This is a genomic window from Methylocystis sp. (assembly GCF_051062815.1).
Classification (GTDB): Bacteria; Pseudomonadota; Alphaproteobacteria; order Rhizobiales; family Beijerinckiaceae; genus Methylocystis.
The window spans coordinates 1-5,568 of the sequence record NZ_JBPFDU010000068.1 but is presented as its reverse complement, the minus strand read 5'-3'; the positions used below and the strand labels follow the sequence as shown (position 1 = coordinate 5,568).

At 56.9% G+C, this 5,568-nt stretch carries 6 protein-coding genes; 4 read left to right on the top strand and 2 right to left on the bottom strand.

Features of this window, described 5'->3' with window-relative positions; genetic code table 11:
• A partial coding sequence (locus ACR65W_RS10745) for an aldehyde dehydrogenase family protein (RefSeq protein WP_434498080.1) occupies positions 1–162 on the top strand: 162 nt, incomplete at its 5' end.
• 299 nt (positions 163–461) lie between these two features.
• Here ACR65W_RS10745 and ACR65W_RS10740 read toward each other — a convergent pair.
• Positions 462–1,343 carry a TniB family NTP-binding protein gene (locus tag ACR65W_RS10740; RefSeq protein WP_434498079.1) on the bottom strand — a complete coding sequence of 294 codons (882 nt, stop codon included), beginning with the start codon at positions 1,341–1,343 and terminating at the stop codon, positions 462–464.
• Positions 1,340–2,992 carry a Mu transposase C-terminal domain-containing protein gene (locus ACR65W_RS10735; RefSeq protein ID WP_434498078.1) on the bottom strand — a complete coding sequence of 551 codons (1,653 nt, stop codon included), beginning with the start codon at positions 2,990–2,992 and terminating at the stop codon, positions 1,340–1,342. The genes ACR65W_RS10740 and ACR65W_RS10735 overlap by 4 nt, the downstream gene beginning before the upstream one ends.
• Before the next feature lie 554 nt (positions 2,993–3,546).
• Between ACR65W_RS10735 and ACR65W_RS10730 the strand changes: the two genes are divergently transcribed.
• The 3 genes from ACR65W_RS10730 to ACR65W_RS10720 all read left to right on the top strand — a co-directional run bounded on the left by ACR65W_RS10730 (position 3,547) and on the right by ACR65W_RS10720 (position 5,418).
• A complete protein-coding gene (locus ACR65W_RS10730) occupies positions 3,547–3,780 on the top strand; it encodes a hypothetical protein (RefSeq protein ID WP_434498077.1) in 234 nt (77 codons plus the stop codon).
• Between the two features lie 59 nt (positions 3,781–3,839).
• Positions 3,840–4,675 (top strand): IS5 family transposase gene (locus ACR65W_RS10725; RefSeq protein ID WP_434498076.1). Its coding sequence is split into 2 segments (ribosomal slippage): positions 3,840–4,212 and positions 4,212–4,675, totalling 837 coding nucleotides; the frame shifts between segments, so codons are not numbered across the junction.
• A gap of 104 nt (positions 4,676–4,779) precedes the next feature.
• The gene (locus ACR65W_RS10720) at positions 4,780–5,418 is read left to right on the top strand and encodes a complex I NDUFA9 subunit family protein (protein WP_434502651.1); all 639 of its coding nucleotides are present in this window, start codon (positions 4,780–4,782) and stop codon (positions 5,416–5,418) included.
• Positions 5,419–5,568 lie beyond the last annotated feature (150 nt).

Below are 5,568 nucleotides of genomic sequence, written 5' to 3'. Positions count from 1 at the left end.
TGCGTATTCGTCAACGAGCCTGTGCGCTCGAACCCGCGTCTGCCGTTCGGTGGCGTCAAGCAGAGCGGCTTCGGTCGAGAGCTTTCGGCGTACGGCATCAAGGAATTTGTCAATATCAAGACAGTTTGCGTCTATGGCGGCGCCGCGGAACGAGAGCAATGAGCGACCGCTGATCTGATCAGCTCTGGCTCGCATCGGCCGAGCATGGCCCCAAGTCTGATCGGGAGCCTCATCGTGAGGCGCGAGAGATGCTCGGTGCGTGTAGCGGGGCAATAAAGGTTAGGATGGATTACGATGGCGGACCTGCGGGGTGGTCAGGCTTTGCGCGTGCGCCATGTAAGGATCGCCAATGTCGATTTCGGTTTCAAAGTGAGACTGAAGGATACCCGGTGTGTTTTTTCGGTCTCATTTGAGACTGGATGGCAATCCGAGTCTCAAATGAAACCGAAAATCGGACGTGTTCAGGCAAAGACGGCTTCACGTTCAAGCGCTGGTTTCCAGCGCTCAACATCTTCGTCGGTGATTTGCTCATTGCCCGAGCGAACGGCTTCGACTGCAAGTTCGTTCAGCATGCAAAAAACCTTCGCGGTGATCCCATCCGTGGCGCGAGTAAGAGTGCGCAAGCTCTGAGCCGAGAGGGCTGATGGCCGACGGAGGGGCAGGCTTCGAAGGATGCCAACCATCAATCCCTGAAACTCTTCGTCAGCCTTCCACCGTGGAAGAACGATTTGATCAAGCCGCCTCGCAAGCTGTGTGTCGCCAGCAATCGCTTCACGAGCGTCGGCAATACCGAGACACACCAATGACGCTTTCAACTCATTGCTCAGATGACGAAAGAGCTGAAGAATGACACGTTGCTCGCGTGGACTGCCCGCGAGGAGATTATGAACCTCATCAATGACGATCACGCGAACTTTCAGCTGCTTTAAAAGATTGAGCGCGCGCACTTCCATTTCGACGAGGGTCATTGCGTTTCGGATGTCCACGCCAGCGCTACTCAAGAGTTGCGCGTAAATTCGTCGCTCGGAAGGTTTTGACGACAAGGAAATCGATAAGACTGGGACAACCTCGGAGCCAGCGAATGAATGAACGATTGGCGGATTTGCGCGACGAAATTTCTCGACGAGCATGGTTTTTCCCATGCCACTGTGGGCGTAAATGGCGAGTCCAGGCGGGCGCGTCGAGGGCGGGTAGTCACAGAGAAATTGCAGATGTTCGAGAGTGTGCCGCGCGCGGGCGAAGCCGATCCATCTCTCCGTTCGTGTTGCCTTGATGCGTAGTTCATCCGTCATCGACAGAAGCGCCGCAGCCTGTGGCGCGAGATGAGGATGATCGAGGTTCATTCCCAAAACTCCATATCATCCAGCCCATCATGCTGCTTCGAGGTGTCAACGCCAGACAGTTCGATGGGGGCGTCTTGTTTTGCGGATCGTGGTCGCCTCACAATTTTCCGGCGCGCAGCAGCGCTTGCCGAGGCTGCATCATCCTCGATTCGGCGTTGAAGCGCGAGAGCAGAAAAAATAGTCTCTTCGCTGAGATCGCGCTTACCAAGATCGAAAAGACGGCGCTTCGCATTGCGCCACTCCCAGATCGTGATCGCAGGGTAGGACAGGTTGCGGTAGCGGGCTTCGATGTAGTGGCCTTCAGGGCGACGTACGAAAATTCGTGAAAGATCGCGGGGGTCATATTTGACGAGTAATTCTTCTCGACGCCCAAGGTCCCGCGAGAGGACATCTGACCAATATCGGATTTTTTCGAGATGGATTCCGTCCTTCAGCAATCGGCGCCGGGCTTCTGGCAGGAAGCTTGTCCAGAAGGCCATCCTGTCAGGCGGCAAGTCACAACTCACTTCGCCTTGGCCTTCTCGCCAGACTGCCAGGGGCGGGCGTAACAAGGAGGAATGAATTCGCTGCTGATAGCGGCCGGTGATTTCGACCGCGAGCCAGCGTTCAAGTTCCCTTAGAGTGAATATCGCGTGTTGCTCAGAAGCGTAACCATCGCGAATTTTCGTGTTGCTGAACGTTGTGCCGGGAAGGATATGAACGGCTCCCATCATGGTGCCGATGAGACGTTCAATGTGTCCGCCGAAGCGTGGTGTTGCAGGCGGACGGTAGACGAGCTTTATCCCATATTCACGGCAAGCTGCCTGCAGTGACTTTGAATGGAATTCTGCACCGTTGTCGCAGTGCAGAATTGAAGGAATGCCAGCGACGGGCCAAGGATAATCGATATTGCGCTCTTGTAGCCACGAGGTTTTGTCATAGACCGCGTGAAGAAGACACAGTCCCACGGAGACGCTGCTTGGCGGATTCAGCGATAGATAGAAGCCAGCTACCATTCGCGTACAAACGTCGATGGCTATCGTCAAAACTGGACGTCCTATCGGCAATCGCGTCTCTTCATCGACAACGATCATATCGACGATTGTGTGGTCGATTTGCCAAATCTCGTTCGGCTTGTCCGCGCGGTAATTGCCAGCGCTCGGAGTTGCGGCGGCTTCCAAGGCAGTTTCTCCTCGCCTGCGGGCTGCGCGGAGCACGTCGAGTTCGTCAACGCGGCGTTGGATGGTGCTGCGATGGGGCAGGCGCAGTCCGTCGATGCGGCAAGCTTCATGCACGCGCTCGATCAGAGCGCGCATATTCGGCTTTTCCTTCTTCAACCAGACGCGATTGATCTGTTCAGCAATGACGCGCTCGACCTTGCTGTCAACGCGTTTGGCCCCTCGCGGTGTTCCCCGATCCGCAGGCACCAGGCTGGATGCCCTGCGCGACGCAAGAAATCGACTAATTATTCTGTACACAGTCGATCGGCTGACACCAAAGGTCATGCGCGCGGCATCGACAACGTCTCGCGTCGCTTTCCATCCAGTTGCCTTCAACAGTTCGCGCAGAAATTGGTCTCGGCGTTCGGCCTCCTGCCAACGCGGATCGTTTGGATCGTCGATGAGACCAGCCATGTCGATAATAGTACGGTCGATCGACCGGTCGATCAATCTCAATTGAAACCGAAAATTTGCCGATATAGTCTCAATTGAAACCGAAATCGGACTGAGACTGATTTTTTTCTAAGCCGCTGTTTTTCAAAAGATCGTGAGTCTCATCTTGAAACCGAAATCGACATCAGTGACGATGAAGCCAGATGGCTCGCATTTTCCCCAAAAACGTTATTTTCGCTTTCAAATCAGATTGCTTTCCAATGAGGTTCACCCTCGACATCGGCCCGGACACAACAATTGCATCCAGTAGGGCCTGCCGGCGCTTGGCGAACCGTCCCTTGTTTATCTCGGCAACAGCGTCATCGCGCGGCCTGAGCAATGCGACCGTCGAGTCTGAAACGTCAGCTCGAGGATCGTGCCAATTCGAGGCTGGCTTCCAGTGCTATACGGTCTCGCCAGCTTCCGACATTACCCCTTCAAGGCGACATTGAGAGGCGAATGTGCAGGCTCGCTGCCGCCGATCCAGACAAGGCGCGCGCAGTTGGCGCGCGATCCGTCCACGTTATCTGTCCGATCGGGGCTTCTCCGACGTAAGTAGACGAGTTTAAGCCATGGCGACCATGCACGAGCGCTCCATTGTCGTGTTCGGCGGAACCGGGTTTCTCGGGCGCCGGGTGGTCTGGCGTCTCCGCAAGGCTGGGTTTTTTGTTCGGATTGCGTCGAGGCATCCGGATCGGGGGCTTAGGCTGTTTGGTTCTGATGATCCGCAACTTCGCTCGGTCGAGGCCAACATTCACGATGAGCGGTCAATCGCAAGTGTAAGAGCCGATCCTGAAAGAAGTTGAGTCGTGTGAGTCGGTTGTGATTCCATGCGCATTGGATGATTCGCCTGGGGGAGCGTCCGATGTGGAAGCCGGAACATCGCGTTGCCGCGGAGCGTCGCGGCCTTCGTTACCCGTCTGATCTCACCGACGCGGAATGGACGCTGATTGCGCCTTTGATCCCGCCGGCCAAGCGCGGCGGACGCAAGCGGACGGTCGTCGTGCGCGAGGTTCTCAACGCGATTTTCTACGTGCTGGCCACGGGCTGCCGATGGAACGCCTTGCCGAAAGACCTGCCGCCCAAGAGCACGGCGCATTCCTACTTCATGCTTTGGGATTGGAGCGGAACGCTGGAGCGCATTCATGAGGCGCTCTATGTCGCCGTTCGGGAAGCGGCGGAGAGAGAGGCAAGCCCCTCGGCCGCGATCATCGACTCGCAAAGCGCCAAGGCCGCTCAAAAGGGGGCGCAACGATTGATCCGCAGGGGTTCGACGCGGGAAAGAAGGTTATGGGCCGCAAGCGTCATGTCCTCGTCGACACGCTCGGTCTCCTTCTCAGCGTGAGCGTTCTACCCGCCGACATTCAGGATCGCGACGGCGCCCGTGGGTTGTTGCAGAACGCGCGGCGGCGCTTTCCCTTTATCGAGAAAATCTTCGCCGACGCTGGCTATCAGGGACCGAAAATGGCGCGGTCCGTCGCCGCTGCAGGATGTTGGAAAATCCAGATCGTCAAACGAACCGACGCGCACAAATTTGTCGTTTTGCCGAAGCGCTGGATCGTCGAACGGACACTCGCTTGGATCAGCCGAAACCGCCGTCTCGCGCGTGACTTCGAACGCTATGCGACCACCGTCGCCGCTTTCGTACGCCTTGCCATGATCCGCATCATGCTCAAACGCCTGGCCAGGCCAAGCCTTTGATCAGGAGTCAAATCTTTCAGGATCGGCTCTAATTGCTGACGCTTACGGCGTTGTGAAATGCGGTCAGTCTTTACGTCGAGCATGGCAGCGAGACTTTCCATTCCGTGCATGTCGAGGCGGCTCAACGATTGGCGGATCAAGCACGTCGAGCCGGAGTGGAGCGGCTCGCGCATGTTTCAGGAATCGGCTCCGATGCCGGCTCGTCATCGCTCTATATCCGCAAGCGTGGCGAAGGCGAACTGGCGGTTCGCGCCGCCTTCGCAGATGCAATTCTTATTCGGCCGGCGGTGATGTTCGGCACCGACGATTCCTTTCTCACCGCCATCCTCAAACTCCTCCGCCAGCTGCCAATCTACCCGATGTTCGGGCGCGGTCTCACGAGATTGCAGCCCGCCTATGTGGAGGATGTGGCGGAGGCAATCGCTGGTGCGTTGGATCGGAAGGACGCGCATGCGATCACCTTCGAGTTTGGCGGTCCTCGCGGCTACTCTTATGAAGAATTGCTCAGGGTCATTGCCCACGAAGCGAGCCTTAAGCCTATGTTCGTTCCTGTCCCATTTGCCGTTTGGCGCACGCTGGCGTGGTTCGCGGAAATGCTCCCGAGCCCGCCCATCACTCGCAATCAAGTAGAGCTGATGCAGGTCGACACTGTGTGGTCGCCAGAGATGTCAGGATTTGAAGATCTCGGAATTTCGCCGCGCTCGGTCGAGGAAATACTCCAGGAGATATTACGGGATCAGTGATCAAGGAGATTCTTCGGCAGATCCGCCTTCGAAAATGGTCGCCGGCATCGCGCGCCATCTTGGCGGAAGGAGAAGTTCTGGACGTCTTGATCCAGACGAAGAAGCGGAATAAGGCGTCGGCCAGACCGGACGGAGCCCCGAGGCGGATGG